Source organism: Treponema pectinovorum (assembly GCF_900497595.1).
GTDB classification, from domain to species: domain Bacteria; phylum Spirochaetota; class Spirochaetia; order Treponematales; family Treponemataceae; genus Treponema_D; species Treponema_D pectinovorum.
The window spans coordinates 1-19,130 of the sequence record NZ_UFQO01000006.1; the positions used below are offsets into that span (position 1 = coordinate 1).

Consider the following 19,130-nt stretch of genomic DNA (forward strand, 5'->3'; position numbering starts at 1 on the left):
TTATAATGTCGGGCGTTCAATTATCCCCTCCCACCCATTGGCGCCCGATTGCCTGATGGGCATAGACCGGTGCAAGCCGGTCTTTTTTTTTGTAATTGTATTTTTTCCCGACACAAACACTCATAAATCAAAAATACAAAACATTGACTTAAAGCCCTTAATTTTTTATTCTGTAAAGAATATGAATAAAATCAAAAAGTCTACCCGCGTCGCTGTTTACAGCCTTTTTTTATGTGCGGTTTTATTTGGAGCAGGGCTTGGACTTGCACTTGCAAGCACAAAATTCATAATAGATAACGAACAATTTACTCAATTCAACACCGCTTTACCAACAAAACTTCTCGATATAAATGGCGAATTGATTACAGAACTCGCCTCGGAAGAAAAAAGAGAGATAATAAGCATCAAAGAACTTCCTCAATGTATGCTAGATGCGCTTATATCGCGAGAAGACAGGCTCTTCTATGAGCACAGGGGATATTCGACAAAGGCAGTTTTTCGCGCTGTTGTAGGAAAATTGACAGGAATGTCGCTTGGTGGCGGCTCAACTTTAACACAGCAGATTGCAGGAACTCTTTATTGTGACCGCTCTGATATGTCTATAAAAAGAAAGTTAAAAGAGCTTTGGTGGGCAATCCAGATGGAACGACGCTACACAAAGGATGAAATTCTTGAACTTTATTTGAACAAAATTTACTTTGGTGGCGGAACTTATGGAGTAAACGCTGCATCAAAATACTATTTTAATCACGATGCAAGGGCGATTACACCGGCAGAAGCGGCTATTCTGGTTATTCAACTTTCAAACCCAGCATTTTACAATCCTTTTGAATATCCAAATCGTGCAATGGACAGGCAAAAAGATGTTTTAAACACGATGGTAAGCTCTGGCTACATAACTAGAGAACAGGCAGATGAAAGTTTCGATTCCTACTGGGCGAATTTTGACTACACCCGAACTTCAAACGCAACAGTATTCAATCAAGATGATAAAGCCCCTTGGTTTTCTGAATACGTAAGACGTGAACTTGGAAAATTGGTATACGGAACAGAAGACATCTACACTTCTGGTTTTACTGTAAACACAACTTTAAATTTGAAAAATCAGCTTGCAGCACAAGATGTTATGGACCGCTACATAAGCTACGCAAACAGGACTTACCAGCGTTCTACAGGAGAGCGCACGAATCAGGCATTTTCTGTTTACACTCCAATGACAGAACTTTTAGCGTTGACTTTTAACCTTGGCGGTTTAAAGGTTAGCGAACAGAGAAACGAAGCGATTTCTAAAGCAACATACACAAGCCAGTTAAACCCAGTTTTAGACGTTATGTCGTTGATGTTTTCGATGGACGAATTAAAACTTGCCGCAATAAACAAGGCAAATCAGCAGGCAAAAGTAAAAGTCAGCAAAACAACAATCGAAGGCACAATGGTTGCCCTAGAAAACGAAACTGGCTATATAACCGCACTAGTCGGTGGAAGCAAATTCGACAGCGAAAATCAATTTATTCGCGCAGTGCAGGCAAAAATTCAACCTGGCTCCTCGTTTAAACCTCTATATTATTCTGCCGCAATAGATTCCAGGAATTTTACACCTACTACAATAATTTCAGATACACCTGTGGTTTTCCACACGGCAGACGGAAAACCATACATTCCGCAAAATTTCCGTGGGGAATGGAAAGGCGATGTTCAACTTTGGTATGCACTCGCACACTCAATGAACGTTCCTTCTCTAAAAGTTTTAGACGGAATTGGATTCGATGCTGCCATAAACCGAGCAATTTCGCTTTTGGGAATTCCAAAAGATGAAGTTCCAAGCAGAGGCTTTGTTCCAGGCTATCCTATAGGGCTTGGAGTTTGTTCAGTGCGTCCTATAGAAATGGCACGCGCATATTCTGTTTTTGCAGGAGGCGGAAAAGAAGTAACGCCAATCGCGATTCGCTCTGTAGAAGACAGAAATGGAAATGTTTTCTTAAATCCAGAAAAAGAAGTTAGAGCAGCTCAACAGCAAAAAGGAAGGCAAGCACAAGTTATTTCAGAGCAAAATGCTTTTGTTATGACAGAATTGCTCAAAAACACAGTAAAATCTGGAACTTTGGCAGGACCAAGTGCAAACGGAACTAAATTTCGCTATACAGATTCAAAAGGAAAGCAATATCAAATTCCAGCTGCTGGGAAAACTGGAACAACACAAAACTGGGCAGACGCTTGGACTGTTGGATTCACACCTTATTACACTTCTGCGTTTTGGTTTGGGTTTGACAAGCCAGGTCAGTCATTAGGGCTTCAATTAACAGGCTCAACGCTTGCAGGTTACGCTTGGACGGACTTTATGAGAAAAGTACACACAGGTCTTGCAATGAAAGAGTTTCCAAAACCGGCAACAGGTGTAATTCAAGCGACAGTATGCTCTGTAAGCGGCGGAATTTTAACAGAAGAATGTGGAAATCATAAAGTTACAGCGTGGTATTTGGAAGGAACTCAGCCAACAGAAGTCTGCACAGTTCATTCAAGAACAAATTCCAGCCGCACGATTGGAATGTATCGCCTCGAAAAAGAGCTTTACGGTGCAGGTTTTGCAAGCGATTTGATAATCCGTGAAAACACAAATGCACCTTTGACCTTTGACCTTACAAAAACTCAGCAGGCAAATGACCGCAATAGTTTTGACAATTTTGCAGATTACCAAAACGACACCTTAGATGAAAATGGCACAGCTCCAGCCTACAACTATTTAATGGACTAAAAAAAATGCCTTCGTTTTATTGAAGGCATTTTAACATTCATATTTTTTTATGATTTTATGGGCGGCTTTTTGCTCCACTTGCGTTTCGCAAAAAACGGGCTTTGCGCCCTTCGCTAACGCTCATCGTCCTCGTCGCTTTGCTCCTGCGGTCGACGGCTTCGCCGCCACTCCAGGCCCTGCCGCATTGTCGCACAAGGATATACAACCTACAAGCAGTGTCGGCTGTTTTTATTTAAACAAAACTCTGCAAAACTTTTTCTTTCCTGCGCGCAAAACGAGTTCTCCGTCCGCATCCAAATCCTTTGAAGTTACAGTGTATTTTACGTCTGTTATAAGATTTGAGTTTACAGAAGCCCCATTTTGCTGAACAAGCCTTCTCGCATCCGCATTTGAAGCTGTCAATTTTACAGTTGTAAAGAGATTTAAAAGTCCTATGCCATTTTCCAAATCCGCTTTTAAAAGTTCCACTGTTGGCATCTGATTTTTATCACCTTCGCCACTAAAAGCCGCTTTTGCGCCAGCAAGTGCTTTATCCGCTTCGTCTTTTCCATGAATCAAAGCGGTTACTTCATAAGCAAGCCTCTGTTTTGCCTCGTTTATATCGAGCGAACAGATTTTTGAAATTTCACCGAGTGGAAGGAAAGTAAACAATTTAAAGAATTTTTCAACATCTGGGTCTGCAACATTTCTCCAATACTGGAAAAAGTCGAATACAGATGTAAGCTGTGGATCCAAAAAAATTGCACCCTTTTCTGTCTTACCCATTTTCTTTCCGTCTGAGCGAGTTATAAGAGGAAAAGTAAGACCGTAAACCTGATGTTCAGCATTCAATTCTGTTGTGCCGCCGAGTTTTCGCCTTATCAAATCAACTCCAGCAGTTATATTTCCCCACTGGTCATCGCCACCAATCTGCAAAGCACAGCCATGCCTTTGGTGAAGCATATAAAAATCGTAAGCCTGCAAAAGCTGATAGTTAAATTCAATGAACGAAAGCCCCTTTTCAAGACGCTGTTTGTATGCTTCAAAAGTGAGCATTTTATTTACAGAAAAACACGAACCAATATCACGCAAAAAATCTATATAGTTCAAGTCCGCAAGCCAGTTTTTATTGTTATCGCTAAATGCAGTTTTTTCGTCAAAACCGATAAACCTGTCGAGTTGTGCCTTTATCTTTTCCACATTTGAATCTATTTGCTCGTAGGTTATCATCTTGCGCATTTCAGTTTTCCCTGACGGATCGCCAATTCTTGCAGTTCCGCCACCAATCAATGCAATTCCGTGGTGTCCTGCATCTCTTAAATGACGGAGCGCAAAAAACGGAACCATGTGCCCAATATGAAGCGAAGGACCCGTCGGATCGCAACCTACATAAAAAGTTATAGAACCTTTATCCATCAAATCTGAAAGCCCCTGCACATCCGTGCATTGAGCAAAAAATCCTCTCTCTTTTAGAGTTTCAAGTGCTTTGTTCATATTTTATTCCCCTTAAAAATTTCGATACGATATAAAATTGATATACAAAATAGATGTTCGCAATAAAAAATTGCACAAAATGAATGCAATTCAATCTTTAAAATTGTAGATTTTTCTGTAGCAAATCTGATAATCCAATTTATTCATGCTTTAATTTTACTGAAAAAATAGAGGCTATTCAATTACGAGCATTTTTGCAGTATCATTGAAAAAGAAATATGCTAAGTTATATACACGCCTACCACGCAGGAAATTTTGCAGACATCTTAAAGCACACGGTATTTGCATACACATTGGAACACCTGCTAAAAAAAGAAAAACCTTTTACAGTTATAGATTGCCACAGCGCTTCAGGAAAATACGCTTTTGATGATGACAGGCTTGAAAAAACTGGAGAAGCAAAAAACGGAATAAAAAAACTTCTCAACAAAAACGAAAAAAATCTTCAAACGATGTTTGGAAATTCTTTTTCGAAAATTCTCGTTTCGTATGCAGAAAAAGGATTTTATCCTGGAAGTCCAGAAATCGCCCGCTGTTATTTAAGAAAAAATGATCAACTTATTTTAAATGAACTTCACCCAAAGATAAAAATTGAACTTGAAAAAAATTTAAGTCAAAAAATTCTGATTCAAAAAGATGAACTGCCCCACATTCAAGTTCTTTCAAAAGATGCGGCAAAAATGTTGAATGCTGTTTTGCCACCAAAAATAAAACGAGGATGCGTTATTATTGACCCAAGTTACGAAGATTCTGACGATTTTTATTCAACAGCGCAGTATTTTATCGCCTCGTATAAAAAATGGATGACAGGAACTTTTTTGCTTTGGTATCCTCTTTTAAAAGACAGAGAAAACGAAGCGGAATTTTTAAAACAGACGATTTATTCAAATGTAGAAAAACAAAATAAAACAGATGACGAAAAATGTATTTTTTTTGAATTGCAAGCAAAAAATGCGGAAGATGTGGAAGGGTTTTCTAAAATGTATGGTTCTGGAATGCTGGTAGTAAATCCGCCCTTTGATTTAAAAGAGCGGATTCAATTTTCTCTCAACGCAATGGAAGATGCATTAAAGGAATAAAACTATCTAAACCACCAGCGAGCACCTAATTCGATAGGAAAGTGGAATGGGCGAATCATCGCACTCACTCCATTTCTATCCTCGACCCCAAGATATGGATTCCACGACATCTGCCAATAAAGTTCGAGTTGTCGTTTCTTGAGTAAAAATAAATCAAGGCCAGCTCCCAACCTCGGTCCTGCGGCAATCGCAAATTTGTTGAACCCAAGCCTTGCACTCACTCCCCAAAATAAAAAATACCTTAAAGGAGCGGACAGAGTTTTGTTTACAACCCAATTATCAGCATTTGCAACAAATTGCGAATCAAATGGGAAGAAATTCACAGAAAAGCACCAAGGAATTTCATTACTTCGGAAAGTTGCACTTACAAAGCCTCTTGAATAAGGCTTATAAAATACATCGCTTTCAAAACCCAATTCTGCACCCAAGCCAATATCTGCACTTGCAGAAAAAATCGTGAATGCAAAGAATGCACATACAATCAATATTTTCTTTTTCATAGGACTATACTACTGTTTTTTAGGCGAAATGTAAGCCTGTTTTATCTCCTGTAACTACAATTTTTGAATTTTCACCAAATTTTCCAGCAAGGATTTCCTTTGCAAGCGGATTTTCAAGATAATTCTGAATTGCGCGCTTTACAGGTCTTGCACCAAAATTAGGGTCGTAGCCAATATCCGAAAGGAAATCGATTGCACTTTTTTCAAATGTAAGCGTGATTCTCCTGCCTTCCAAACGTTTTTGAACGCGTTCAAGTTGATTTTTAACTATTCCGCCAATCACATCTTTTGAAAGCCTGTTAAACATGACGATTTCATCAATTCTGTTTAAAAACTCAGGTCTAAAAGTTGATTTTAAAAGCGAATTCAACTCCCCTTTTAATTTTTTTAAATCAAAATTCTTATCATCGCCAGCAGCAAGAATCAAATCGCTTCCAATGTTAGAAGTCATTATTATTATCGTATTTTTAAAATCGACAACTCTTCCCTGCCCATCTGTAAGTCTTCCGTCATCCAAAACCTGTAACAAAACATTGAATACATCTGGATGCGCTTTTTCAACTTCATCAAAAAGGATTACGCTGTAAGGTCTTCTTCTAACCGCTTCTGTAAGCTGACCTCCCTCGTCGTAACCAACATATCCTGGAGGCGCTCCAATAAGACGCGATACGCTATATTTTTCCATATACTCGGACATATCGATTCTCGTAAGAGCTTTTTCATCGTTAAAAAGAAAATCTGCAAGCGTTTTTGCTAATTCCGTCTTTCCAACTCCTGTAGGCCCAATAAACATAAAACTACCCAAAGGTCTGTTTGGATCATTTAAACCTGCTTTATTTCGCCTTATCGCATCGCTTACAACCTTTACCGCTTCGTCTTGGCCGATAACACGCTTGTGCAATACGCTTTCCAGCTCAATATATTTTTGTTTTTCGCTTGTCATCATTTTGCTTACAGGAATTCCTGTCCAAACGCTTACGACGCGAGCGATGTCTTCTTCTGTAACTTCCTGTCGCAAAAGAGATTGAACATCTTCGTTGAGATTTTTCTGATTTGAAGCTTCGCTTGCAGCAAGGCTTTTTTCCAATTCAGGAATTATTGAATACTTGTATTCTGCTGCCTTTGCAAGATTGCCTTCTCGGCTGAATTTTTCCTGTTCAAATCGTGCATTTTCAAGCTGTTCCTTTAACTTTCGCGATTTGTCGATTTTGGCTTTTTCGTTTTGCCATTCCATCTTCATCGCATCGCGGCTCGCAGTTATTTCTGCAAGCTCTTGTTCCAGTTTTTTTAAACGTTCAAGGCTTGCCTTATCGTCTTCTTTTGAAAGAGACTGCTTTTCAATTTGAAGTTGAAGAATTTTTCTTTCAAGTTGATCCAAGGCTGTAGGCTCGCTTTCAATTTCCATCTTGAGTCTGCTTGCCGCTTCATCGACCAGGTCAATCGCCTTGTCGGGCAAAAATCTATTTGTGATATATCGATTTGAAAGTTCAGCCGCACTTACCAGAGCTTCGTCGTTTATCTTTACACCGTGATGAATTTCGTATTTATCGCGCAAGCCACGCAAAATCGCAATCGTGTCTTCAACCGTAGGCTCTGCACACAAAACCTGCTGAAAACGCCTTTCCAATGCAGAATCCTTTTCGATATATTTGCGATATTCGTTTAGAGTTGTCGCTCCTATAACATGCAATTCGCCCCTTGAAAGAGCAGGCTTTAAAAGGTTCGAAGCGTCCATGCTGCCTTCGCTTGCACCTGCACCTACAATAGTATGCAATTCATCGATGAATAAAATTATCTGACCTTCGCTTTTTGAAACTTCGGTTATAACGCCCTTGAGCCTTTCTTCAAATTCGCCTCTAAATTTTGCACCTGCAACGAGGCTTCCCATGTCAAGACTTAAAAGCCGCTTGTTTTTTAAGCTCTCTGGAACATCGCCACTTGCAATACGACGCGCAAGTCCTTCGACAATCGCTGTTTTTCCAACTCCTGGCTCACCAATTAAAACAGGATTGTTCTTTGTGCGACGAACCAAAACCTGCATAACACGCCTGATTTCTTCATCACGACCGATTACAGGATCGATTTTATCCTGTCTTGCCCTTGCAGTTAAATCTGTACAATATTTTTCCAACGAACGCATTTTGCTTTCTGGATCTTGGCTATCGACAGTTTGATTTCCCCGAACCATTTTAATGCTTTCAAGAATTGCTTCGCGTGTTATTCCATTTTTTCTCAGGAGTTCACCGATTTTATCTTCGCTTTCGCTCATGGCAAGAAGCAAATGTTCAACAGAAACATACTGGTCTTTTAGAAAAGCCATCTCTTTTTCTGCACGTGCCAAAACTTTTTGCGCAGAAGATGAAAGAGTTAAATTCACGTTTCCAGAAACCTTAACTTCACCCTGCAAAATGTCGTTTACACTTCGAATCAAATCCTGCACATTTACTCCAATCCTTTCTACGATTGGGCGAACAAGACCGTCTTCTTGCTGGAGCAAAGCGATTAAAATATGACCAACAGAAATTTCAGAATTATCGTTTTGAGATGCTAGCGAGGAAGCTTCCTGCAACGCATCTTGAGATTTTAATGTAAATCGTTCTAAATTCATTTTTTACCTCTCTTTCCACTCTATAAATTCAAGATAATCACAAAAAAAGAAAAGGTAAAATTTAATCAAACAATTTTAATGATTTTTATTCGTCGCCTTTGTCAACAGAACCGTATTCGCAAATGCAATCCAGAACATTTGCGTGCTCAATGAGTTCAAGGTTTTTTTTGACTTTTCTGAAAATCTTAATTTCGCCAAAACCACTTCCGCCGCCTAAAACCTTTAACAAAGACCTTTCGCCCTGAGGAATTTCATAATCGCGGACAAACATTTCGGAAGTTTTGCAGTAGAGGTCTAAATCGATTACATATTTTTTTCTGTGAATGCTGATTGTCCAATGCAATTTTTCGCCGTCAGCATCAACAGGCATCTGCGACCAGGTGTGGATTTCAGAATATTTATCAAAAAATGAATTTGCATTTAAAGCGATTCTCTGCCCTTCAAATTTTATAAAAACGCTGAGTTTTTTATCAAATTCTCCTTCAAGCGAAAAACAAGATTTTGTCAAAGGCTTGCCAGAAATCAAACTCGTAAGATTTGAAGAAGAAAGATGATAAAACGGATTTGCAGGGCTCACACCCCAGGATTTATCTATGTAGCCTGAAGAATTCCGTGGAACAACAGAATATTCTTGACCGTCAAGCTCTACAGTTCCAGCAAAAACGGTTTTTGCACCAATAGGAATCCAAAAATTTGTTTTATTAGCGCAAAGTGGCGGAGATTCAATATTTTTTTCAAAGTGAAGATTCCATTTCATCCTACCAGAAGCACAAAGGTATTCAGGATGCTCCCTTACTTCTTGTGGCAAAAGTTCAACTTCGCCCAGTAATACATCTGCTCCAAAGATACAAGAGCCAACTTTAAAATTTTTTTCATTTTTTTGATGCACAAGCGAAGAAGCTGGATTAAAAGAATTGAATTGTCTTCCGTCTTTTCCGTATGCACCGGCTTTTACAAGTGCATAACTTGGAAGCAAAGCGACTTCTTGAGATACATTTTCAGCAGAAATAGTGCCTGCCAAAGCGTATTGCAAATCCGAATCTGAAATTTTTAATTGAGATTTTTGAGAAAGCACAGGTTCTTTTGGAGAAACAAGCGGGTTTACATAATAGAGTTCTACAAAAAAGGCTCGCTGTTCTCCTGTTGATTTATTTATTCCTGTAAAAACATATCGCCAGTGTTCAAATCCGTTGCGCTTTAATTTTCCTTTTAACAAATAAGTATCAAAGCGATTATATTTTTTTGATGATAACATCAACGCATCCCACCTTGCCAGATAAAAATCCCTCTCGTATGATTTTCGGCATACGGTGGATTTCTTTAAACATTATCTGAACATCCCATTAAGAGTTTTATCAAAATCTTCCTTCTCTCCAGGGAAATTTTCATCAAGGTATTCAAAACAGTCAACTGCCGCTTTTTGAACATGCTCATACCAAATTTTATAGAGCTCGAGTTCAAATTGTTCACTTGGATAAGGAGCTCCCTGTATATCGGAAACAAGTTGTCTCATCATCTTTACACATGTATCAATTTTCTTGTTCATAATATCGCTTCCTTGTCAAAACTAAAACATTATAGCGTAGATAATTATAGTGGCAAATATATTTTTTTTCCACTTACTCCATCTTTTTCAGAGCCTATTATAACACGATATTTCCTTTGCATAGAGAAATCAGAGAGTTTTTTTAAGGTTGATTTAAAGTCTTCGTTTGAGCAATTCAAAATTTCAAAGAGTTTATTTTCCCTATCTCGCTCATCAATCGCATATAGAGTTCTTAAAAGTTCGATATATCCCCTTGCTTGCGGAGTTTTAGGCGCTACAAACTGAGAATAAGTTCCCATCACCGCTTTTTCAACCTCGCTTTGGGAAAATTCCATTTGAGAAGCATCTTTTAAACAGGAATCAAAAACATCGTTTGATTTTTCTGGCGAAGGATCTCTATAAGTTGCAAAAAGAATTCTTCCAGAGATTGAGTCCGTTTCACAATATGCCCCATAAGCACCACCAACTGTGCGAATTCTTTCCCACAAAAGAATATTTGAAAGCCAATGAGTGCATACGTCGATTACGGCATTCCCTTTTTGCCCATAAGCAATTCCTGAAAACGCTTGCGCTGCAAAACCGATTTGTCCTGGAATTACAAAATATTCATCGCCTTCAAAATCGCCAACACCTTGGATTTCTGTAAGCGAAACAAAGTCTTCCAAAGTTGATTTTTTCGCCTCTTTAAGTTTTGTAAGCGAAATATCTTTTACAAATTTTTTTATGAGTGGCTCAACTTTTTTTAAAGTTTGCTCTTCTGCTGTTATGTGAACAAAGCCTCCACCTTGTTTTATTTCCTTAAATATTCTATTAAATATTTGCGCATTTTGTGTTTGAGAATTTTCCGCCTGAGTGTGCAGATTATAAAAAAGCGTAAGTCCATTCCAAATTTCATCGACGGCCGCAACTTTTGAAAATTTTCTTGCAGCTCTTAAAATCGCATACTGGTGTCCGCCGGGAATTATGCTTGAATCGATATCGTTTCTTGCTTCAATTGCAATATCTTTTAGGCGTTTTGTGTCTTTAAAATCCACCAAATTTATGTTATCACTCAATAATTTTAGACCTTGTTCGATTTTTTCATCTATAACTTTCAATTTAAAAACAAGCCAATCGCGACCGCAAAAATTATGTTCGTTTATAAACGAAAGTGAATTTTGAGTTTTGCAAAGTTCACCTGGTAAAAGATTTGCCGAAATTCCGCCTGTATTTAACGCCGTTATGGACGCCGCTTTTATCCAATCCAAATTTCCCCAACCACAATCTGTAATTGTATCTGCTAAAAGCGGAAGCCAGACGTAATCTTTTGCATCCAAAACATCAACTGGAAAACCAACTTCAAAATAAGTTATTCCATTTGTATTTTCTGAACTCACAAAAAAATCGACAGGTTTTGAATCGCTTCCTTCAAGAGTTTTTATCTTTAAAGCGTAATTGTCAGAAAGTCGTTTTCCGTCCTTTATAAAATCTTGTGGTTTTAAATGAGGCAAACAGGAAGAATCATCTTTTTTTGTTTGAAATGATTTAAGAGCGGCATTTTGTTCTTTTATTTTTTCTACAGAAGTTTTTTTGAGCAAGTTTTCTATCAATTTTTTTTCACATTTTTCTCGATTTCGATTGTATTTTTTTGAAGGAATAACTTCTGTAATGATGTAATTATCGTTATTCAAAAAAAATTTATTTATCAGTTGCTCAAGATAGCCTTTTTCAGACTGAATTTTTATCCTTACTTCTTCAATAATGCTTCTAAGCCTAAAACTTTTTTCTATATCATTTCCAAAAGCCCAAGCGTTGATTGGCGACTGCATAAGCGAAATCGCATAAGGTCCATGACTTCGCCGTATTTCTCGGTGCGAAAATTCTAAGGCCATCAAGGTTGAATCTATATCGTCTTTTTCTATTCCTTTTTCAACGATTTCCCTTAGAGTTTTAAAAACGACATCTTTAACTTTTTCTACCGCATTTTTTTTGACACCGCGTAAGCCAACAGTAAACAAGACAGAATAAAAAGTATTTAAGCCCATGCCTGGAGCGGTATCTTCTCCAAGACCAGATTCAATCAAAGCTTTTTGCAATGGAGAACCGTCGTGATTTAAAAGAATGCCTGTAACTAAAACTTTTTCCATCGTTTCAAACGCATTACAAGAAGGTCCAAGATTCCATGTAAGTAAAACAGTGCTTCCCTTTTCATTTTCTTCGCCTGAAGGTCCATATTCTTTTACAAACAGTGGAGCTTCCAGATTTTGAGGGGTAACGAATCCAAAATGATTTTTTAATATTTGAGATTTCACATTTGGATTCCATGGGATAAAATCTTTTTTTTGCTGTAAGCGATTCAAAAAATTTTCCTGCAAAAAATCTAATTGCTTTTGAGTGGGAATATTTCCATACAAAAACACAAAGCAATTTTCTGCTCTATACCATTTTTTGTGAAATTCCAGATATTCTTCGTAGGTCAAGGTTGGAATTTCAACAGGGTCTCCTCCAGAATCTTTCTCGTAAATTGTTCCTTTTAAAAGATTTTTTGATGGCACTCCACTTGCAACTTCTTCAAAAGACGAATAGACCCCTTTCATTTCGTTGTATACAACGCCTTGTATAGATGGCTTTTTTTCATCTGCAAAATCCAATCTATACGCTTCTTGTGCAAAAATCTCTGGAGAAAGTTTTGGAAAAAATACTGCGTCTCCATAAACGCTCATCAGGTTAAAATAATCTGCTTCGACAGTTGAACTTGCAGGATAAACCGTCTTGTCTGCATAGGTAGCAGCGTTTAAATAGGTTTTTACGCTTTGGTTTGAAAGTTGAGTAAACGGGTCTTTTAACGGATATTTTTCTGAGCCGCAAAGAACAGAATGTTCCATTATGTGAGCAAGTCCGTTTCCTTTAAAATTTGGAGTTCTAAACGAAAATGAAAAAAGATTTTCAGTTTCGTCATTCAATAGATGCAAAACCTCTAAGCCTGTTTTTTCGTGCCTAAGATAAAAAGCCGTTGAATGAAAATCGTTCAATTCAAATACATTCAAAACGCTAAATCCGTTATAAGTGCTCCCCTTTTGTAAAATTTTATTTTTTTCAGACATAAACTTCGTCATTCCTTCCATTTATAATGAGTTTCCCTTCTTCAAAAGCATGACGGAGTTTAGAAAAAAACAACGCGGTAACTTTTTCACACTCCTGTTTGCTCAAAGGTTTTCGATTTTCTTCTTCATCGATTATCATATTTTTTCGATTCATAGAAACGTTTTTTAAAATTTTATTGCGGAACTCTTCTTTTTTTCCAAAAATCAAATATGCGATTTCTTTTGTTTCCATCTTTGAAAGCATAGTTTGAATGAATCTGTCATCTGCAAAAATCACATCGTCCAAAGTGAATAAGCGCTCTCGTAAATCTACGCTCAAATCTGGCTCTTTTTCCGCAATCCTATTTAAAAGCTCTTCTTCTGTTTTTCCGTCCATGCATTTAAGGATATGCGCAAGGATATTTTTGCCGTCTATCGAATCCGATTTTTGAATCACTAGAGAGTTCATTTTTTTTTGAATAGCCTCATCGGTCTTTGCTACTATAAATGGATTCATCTCTTTTAATTTTGCAAGTCGAAGTACGAGTTCTTTTTTTTCATTTTCTGGCAAATTTTGCATAAAAAAAGCCGCTTTTTTTGGTGGCAGATGAGAGCATACCAATGCACGAACAGGCGCAGATTCGTCTTTTAAAAGAGCAAAAATCTTTTCGTTTTCTGCATCTGCAAGATATTCAAAAGGTTTCCCGTTTTTAAAAGGAACCGCTTTTTCTAAAACTTCGTTTGCTTTATCTTTTCCAAACGCTTTTTCCAAGATATTTTTTGCTGTGCTTACTCCGCCGTTTTCGCGGGCTTTTGCAGTAAGATTTTTAAATTCTTCAAGAATCTGGCTTGCTTCTTCGCTATCTATAGAAGTGATTTTTGCAAATTCTGGGATTATCTTTTCTGTCTGCACTTCGCTAAGGTGAGGAAGAATTTTTGCCGCTTCTTCAACTCCTATGAGCATTAAAAATTTTGCAACACGCCTGTAAACGCTGTCCTGACTAACCTGCTTTTTTAAACCTGCTGTATTTTTTTCAACAGGATAAGGAACTTTTAAAAGCCCCTGATTTTTTAGCGAAGATGCAACAGCAGAAGAAGATGATAGTAATGATGATGAAGGTTTAGCGCTAGAAAAAACTGCGTCCGCAGAATCTTCGCTTTGACTGGAAGATTTGGAAAGAGGTTCCTGAGATTTTTTATAAGCATTTAAAGTAAAATCTGTAAACTTCATTTAACGCTTTTCTTTCCCAAATACGCTTCTTTTACAGTGTCGTTTTCCAAAAGGTCTTTTCCGCTTCCGCTTAGCACTATTGAACCGGTTTCCAATACATAAGCCTGATTGCAAATCTTTAAAGCGAGGTTAGCATTTTGTTCAATCAAAAGAATTGTAACACCCGCTTTATTTATTTCGCCGATTATGTCAAAAATTTGCTGAACTATCAGAGGCGCAAGTCCCAAAGAAGGCTCGTCGAGCATTAAAAGTTTGGGGCGGCTCATCAAAGCCCTTCCAACCGCAAGCATCTGCTGCTCTCCACCAGATAATGTTCCTGCATATTGCCAGCTTCGCTCTTTTAATCGAGGAAAAAGTTCATAAACCCAATGCAAGTCTTTTTCTATCTGAACTTTATCTTTACGTAAATAGGCACCTATCCGCAAATTTTCAACAACTGTCAAATCCGCAAAAACTTTCCTACCCTCTGGGCTTAACGCTATAGCATGCTCACATATTTTGTTTACAGAAAGTCCCAAAAGTTCTTTTCCATCAAAGATGACTGAACCGCTTTCTGCCTTTACAAGTCCGCTTATTGTCCTTAAAAGTGTGGATTTTCCAGCACCATTTGCACCAATCAAAGTTATGATTTTTCCATCTGGAACTTCAAAATCAATTCCGCGCAGAGCCTTTATTCCGTCATAAGAAACAGTTAAATTTTTTACAACTAGCAATTTTCATCCTCCGTTTCTCCAAGATATGCACTTATGACTTCTGGATTGTTTTGAATTTCTGCTGGAGTTCCACTTGCAATCAGCGAACCAAAATTTAAAACATAAATTCTATCAGAAATATCCATAACTAAATCCATGTGGTGCTCTATCATAAGAACTGTAAGCGAAAAATCTTTTTGAATCTGCTTTATAAAAGAAGTAAGTTCAAGAGTTTCCTGAGGATTCATTCCTGCAGCAGGCTCATCGAGCAAAAGGAGTGAGGGTTTTGTTGCAAGCGCACGCGCAATTTCCAACCTGCGTTGCAAACCATACGGAAGCGAAGTGCAAATTTCGTCCTTTACCTCATATAAACCTAAAATTTTTAAAAGCCGTTCAACTTCTTGAATTTGCTTTTTCTCTTCTTCAAAATTCAGTCTAAATGTTGCCGTAAAGATGTTGCTCGTTCTTCTCAAGTGCATCGCCGTTAAAACATTAAAAAAAACAGACTGGCTCTTCCAAAGCCTTATGTTCTGAAAAGTACGCGCAATACCGAGTTTTGTTATCTTGTCTGGAGACGGCTCTAAATGCTTTGAATAAAGATTTGCCTCACCTCCGCCGTAAAGTTTTTTCATCTTACCACGAGGATGATTTTCTACAATTTTTTCACCGTTAAAAAACACCCTTCCGTTTGTTGGCGAATAGACGCCAGTTATAACGTTGAACGCTGTAGTTTTTCCTGCTCCATTTGGACCTATCAAAGAAACGATTTCTCCTTTGAAAACTTCCAAAGAAAGAGATTTAACAGCCACAACACCGCCAAACTGCATCGTTATGTTTTCAAGTTCTAAAACCTTATTTGCCATCAGTTTGCTCCAAAGATTTTTTGCTTTTTTTAGCATGGAAAAGCGAGTTAAAGAATTTTATTATCGATTTTATATTGAATTCTTTGTCGCCCATAATTCCTCTTTGCCAATAAAGAACGATGCACATTATCGCAATCGAAAAAACAACTTTCCTAAAGCCCGGCCGCAAAAGTGGAACGGTGAACGAGCCTATGGTAAAAGTCCTGTCCAAAAATCTAAGCCACCATTCCGAGCAGGCGATAAACAAAAATGAAGAAATACAACTGCCTGTAATTGAACCCATGCCACCAATCACAACGATAAGCAAAATCTCGTAAGTCAGGCTCGACTTAAACTGGCTTGCCTGTATTGTCGTCTGGAACATAGCAAGCATCGCTCCGGAAATTCCTGCAAAAAATGAACTTATAACAAACGAAAGCTGTTTGGTTTTAGAAAGATTGATTCCCATCGCTTCGGCTGCAATTTCATCATCCCTAACTGCAATAAAAGCCCTTCCATAAGTCGAATTTAAAAGCAGGACAATCAAAGCAATGCACAGCGCAGAAAGTGCAAAATAAAAGATGCAGGTTTGAAAAACCGGATACTTTCTTAAAAGATTTGAACCATTCGTTATTGCGCCAAGTTTATCCCACTGAAAAATCGCCCTTATTATTTCTGCAAAGCCCAAGGTTGCAATCGCAAGGTAGTCGGATTTTAAATGGAGAACGGGAAGTGCTATAAGATATGCAAAAGCACAGGCTACAAGTCCAGAAAGTATTAAAGCCACAGGAACAGGAAGCGCAAATTGAATAAGACCGCCATTAAAATACTGATACACTTGAGCGCGTGCTTCGACTGGAATCGTAAAAATTCCATAGGTATAGGCACCCAAAAGCATAAAGCCCGCCTGCCCCAAGCTAAAAAGCCCGGTAAAGCCGTTTAATAAGTTCATGCTTACAGCAACAAGGGAATAGATTGCTCCCTTTTTTAAAACTGTAAACAAGATAGAAGTTTTTGGCAAAATTGCTTCTAAAACAACAATCAAAATAAAAATGAATGCCAAAAGGCAAAAAAGCGAAATAAGATTTTTTCGTTTAGATATGTCTGTGTTTTTTAATTTATTTTCAATTTTTGTATTCATAAAAAATCCTAAACTTTATCGGTCTGTTTTTCACCAAAAAGACCTGTAGGCATAAACATCAGCACTATTATCAACAGGAAAAAAGTAAAGGCATCGCTAAAAGTTGTCCAGCCAATTCCTTTTATTAGATTTTCACAAATTCCAATTATAAATGCACCAATCACCGCTCCTGGAATAGAGCCAATTCCTCCAAAAACTGCAGCAACAAAAGCCTTTAATCCAGGCATTCCCCCAACGGTTGGAGTAACTCCAGGATAGTTTGAAAAAAACAGGATTGAACCTATAGCAGCCAAAAACGAACCGATTATAAAAGTTGAACTTATAACCGAATCGATTTTTATGCCCATAAGTTGAGCGGTCTCAAAATCTTTAGAAACGGCTCGCATAGCCATGCCAATTTTTGTCTTTTTTATCAGCAAAACCAAAGCAAAAACCAATACCAAAGTCAAAACAGGAGTTATAAGAGTAACGCGTTTTGTTATCGCTCTACAAATCGAAACAGAATCAGAAATCCAAGGAATTGTAGGATATTTTTTTAGCAAGCCGCCTGTAACATACAGCGCAAAATTCTGCAAAAGATACGACATTCCAATCGCAGAAATCATTATAGACATTCTAGGTGCGCTTCTAAGAGGCTTGTAAGCAAATCTTTCTACAGCAAAGCCTAACAGAACCGTAAGTATTATCGTAAGTGCAACAGAAATCCAAAGCGGCATTACAGTATAACTGTAAATCATTATAAGCCCAGAAGCCATAAAGACATCTCCGTGGGCAAAGTTTATAAGGCGAAGGATGCCATAAACCATCGTGTAACCAATGGCAATGAGCGCATATTGACCGCCAGTCGATACTCCAGCCAAAATGTACGGCAGATTCCCCTGTAAAAAATTCATCAAAGTCCCTTTTAAAGAAAGCAGACACTTCTATAAAAAGTGCCTGTTTCTTCATATCGTTTTATTTTACAGACTGCTGGGCAACAAATTCCCATTTTCCAGTCTTAGTGTCAACTTTTTTTATAAAAGCAACATCTCTAATCGCATCGCCAGTTTTGTCAAAAGCAATGCTACCAGAAACGCCATTTATAGATGTAGATGGAAGAGCGGCTTTTACAGCTTCAGGCTTGGTAGAACCAGCATTTTTTAGCGCTTCAAGTGCAGTGTAATAAGCGTCAAAGCCCATAGCAGACATAGCAGAAATTTCATCATCGCCACCGTTGTTGGTTTTTGCAGTAGAGTTTGTATTCAAATAGTTTTTAAAGCCGTTTACAAATTCCAAAACTTTAGGATCAGAAGAACCTTCAACAAAGAAAGTTGTAACATAAATTCCAAGATTTGTGTTTTTTGCAGAAGCAAGAATTACATTAGAATCCCAGGTGTCAGAAGAAAGGATAGGAATAGAAAGCCCCTGAGTATTTGCCTGCTCAATAATCAAAGCGGCAGCCTCAGTAGAAGAAGGCGCAAAGAAAACATCTGCACCACTGTTTTTGGCATTCGCAACATAAGCCGCAAAATCGCTGGTTCCGTCTGGGAAAGTTTCGTAAACAACATCTATTCCAAGTTTTTTTGCCGCTTCGATAAAATAATTGCAAAGACCAACAGAATAGTCATCGCCTAGTTTTGCCAAGGCATAAGCTTTTTTAGCATGAAAATAATCTTTTGCAAGGTTTGCGTGAACAGAACCCTGAAACGGATCCAAAAAGCAGATTCTAAAATAGTGGTCGTTGCCAGCGGTAACCTGAGGATTTGTGCATGTAACACCGATAACACTAAGGTTTGCCGCAGCAAAAGTGTCAGAAGCGGCAATAGAAACACCAGAGCCGTAAGAACCCAAAACAACAGAAACACCTTTGGAAATAAGTTCAGAGGCAGCGCTTACAGCCTTGTCGTTAGAAGACTCGTTGTCAACAATTTCAAGTTTTACCTTGTATTCAGTGCCGCCAATATTAACGGTAGGCGTTACAGTGTTGGCATATTGAGTTCCAAGAGTTTCCTGTTTACCGCCAGCACCGTTATCACCAGAAGCGGGCTGAAAAACACCAATTTTTACAGTAGGAGATTTATCTCCACAACTAACAAAAGCTAACGATGACAAAAATAACGCCATCACCAAAGGAAAAGATTTTTTCATTTATCCTTAAACCTCGCAATAAAAAAATTAACACACTATTATACAACTCTTTATAAAACCATTCAAATACAATATCG

General features: G+C 38.0%; 14 protein-coding genes. 2 read left to right on the top strand and 12 right to left on the bottom strand.

The genetic code is table 11. The features are described from left to right. Nucleotides 1-181 precede the first annotated feature (181 nt). Nucleotides 182-2,752 carry a penicillin-binding protein 1A gene (locus tag FXX65_RS08595; protein ID WP_147615929.1) on the top strand — a complete coding sequence of 857 codons (2,571 nt, stop codon included), beginning with the start codon at nucleotides 182-184 and terminating at the stop codon, nucleotides 2,750-2,752. A 228-nt stretch (nucleotides 2,753-2,980) separates the two neighbouring features. Here the strand turns inward: FXX65_RS08595 and tyrS are convergent, their stop codons facing one another. Further along, nucleotides 2,981-4,225: a tyrosine--tRNA ligase gene (gene tyrS / locus FXX65_RS08600; protein ID WP_147615930.1), complete on the bottom strand. Its 1,245-nt coding sequence runs from the start codon at nucleotides 4,223-4,225 to the stop codon at nucleotides 2,981-2,983. 218 nt (nucleotides 4,226-4,443) lie between these two features. Between tyrS and rlmJ the strand changes: the two genes are divergently transcribed. Further along, the gene (rlmJ, locus tag FXX65_RS08605; protein ID WP_147615931.1) at nucleotides 4,444-5,304 is read left to right on the top strand and encodes a 23S rRNA (adenine(2030)-N(6))-methyltransferase RlmJ; all 861 of its coding nucleotides are present in this window, start codon (nucleotides 4,444-4,446) and stop codon (nucleotides 5,302-5,304) included. Nucleotides 5,305-5,306: 2 nt separating this feature from the next. On the opposite strand, the gene FXX65_RS08610 is transcribed toward rlmJ, so the two are convergent. From FXX65_RS08610 to FXX65_RS08660, 11 genes are all read right to left on the bottom strand, one after another. Continuing rightward, nucleotides 5,307-5,804 (bottom strand): hypothetical protein, encoded by a 498-nt coding sequence (locus FXX65_RS08610; RefSeq protein WP_147615932.1) that lies wholly within the window; start codon nucleotides 5,802-5,804, stop codon nucleotides 5,307-5,309. Between the two features lie 19 nt (nucleotides 5,805-5,823). Beyond that, on the bottom strand, nucleotides 5,824-8,412 hold the full coding sequence (clpB, locus tag FXX65_RS08615; protein WP_147615933.1) for an ATP-dependent chaperone ClpB: 2,589 nt from the start codon (nucleotides 8,410-8,412) through the stop codon (nucleotides 5,824-5,826). Between the two features lie 85 nt (nucleotides 8,413-8,497). Then, the gene (locus FXX65_RS08620; protein ID WP_147615934.1) at nucleotides 8,498-9,667 is read right to left on the bottom strand and encodes a hypothetical protein; all 1,170 of its coding nucleotides are present in this window, start codon (nucleotides 9,665-9,667) and stop codon (nucleotides 8,498-8,500) included. Nucleotides 9,668-9,739: 72 nt separating this feature from the next. Continuing rightward, nucleotides 9,740-9,958, bottom strand: coding sequence for a hypothetical protein (locus FXX65_RS08625; RefSeq protein ID WP_147612716.1), 219 nt, complete (start codon nucleotides 9,956-9,958; stop codon nucleotides 9,740-9,742). Between the two features lie 44 nt (nucleotides 9,959-10,002). Further along, a complete protein-coding gene (locus FXX65_RS08630) occupies nucleotides 10,003-13,053 on the bottom strand; it encodes an insulinase family protein (RefSeq protein WP_187116249.1) in 3,051 nt (1,016 codons plus the stop codon). Continuing rightward, entirely contained in the window at nucleotides 13,034-14,251 is a 1,218-nt protein-coding gene (locus FXX65_RS08635; RefSeq protein ID WP_147615936.1) for a flagellar motor switch protein FliG, read from the bottom strand. Before FXX65_RS08635 ends, FXX65_RS08630 begins: the two co-directional genes overlap by 20 nt. Beyond that, nucleotides 14,248-14,964: an ABC transporter ATP-binding protein gene (locus tag FXX65_RS08640; protein ID WP_147615937.1), complete on the bottom strand. Its 717-nt coding sequence runs from the start codon at nucleotides 14,962-14,964 to the stop codon at nucleotides 14,248-14,250. Before FXX65_RS08640 ends, FXX65_RS08635 begins: the two co-directional genes overlap by 4 nt. Next, the gene (locus tag FXX65_RS08645) at nucleotides 14,958-15,806 is read right to left on the bottom strand and encodes an ABC transporter ATP-binding protein (RefSeq protein WP_147615938.1); all 849 of its coding nucleotides are present in this window, start codon (nucleotides 15,804-15,806) and stop codon (nucleotides 14,958-14,960) included. Before FXX65_RS08645 ends, FXX65_RS08640 begins: the two co-directional genes overlap by 7 nt. Further along, nucleotides 15,796-16,926 carry a branched-chain amino acid ABC transporter permease gene (locus FXX65_RS08650; protein ID WP_147615939.1) on the bottom strand — a complete coding sequence of 377 codons (1,131 nt, stop codon included), beginning with the start codon at nucleotides 16,924-16,926 and terminating at the stop codon, nucleotides 15,796-15,798. Before FXX65_RS08650 ends, FXX65_RS08645 begins: the two co-directional genes overlap by 11 nt. Before the next feature lie 8 nt (nucleotides 16,927-16,934). Further along, nucleotides 16,935-17,819 (bottom strand): branched-chain amino acid ABC transporter permease, encoded by an 885-nt coding sequence (locus FXX65_RS08655; RefSeq protein ID WP_147615940.1) that lies wholly within the window; start codon nucleotides 17,817-17,819, stop codon nucleotides 16,935-16,937. Between the two features lie 61 nt (nucleotides 17,820-17,880). Next, on the bottom strand, nucleotides 17,881-19,053 hold the full coding sequence (locus FXX65_RS08660) for an ABC transporter substrate-binding protein (protein WP_147615941.1): 1,173 nt from the start codon (nucleotides 19,051-19,053) through the stop codon (nucleotides 17,881-17,883). Between the last annotated feature and the right edge of the window lie 77 nt (nucleotides 19,054-19,130).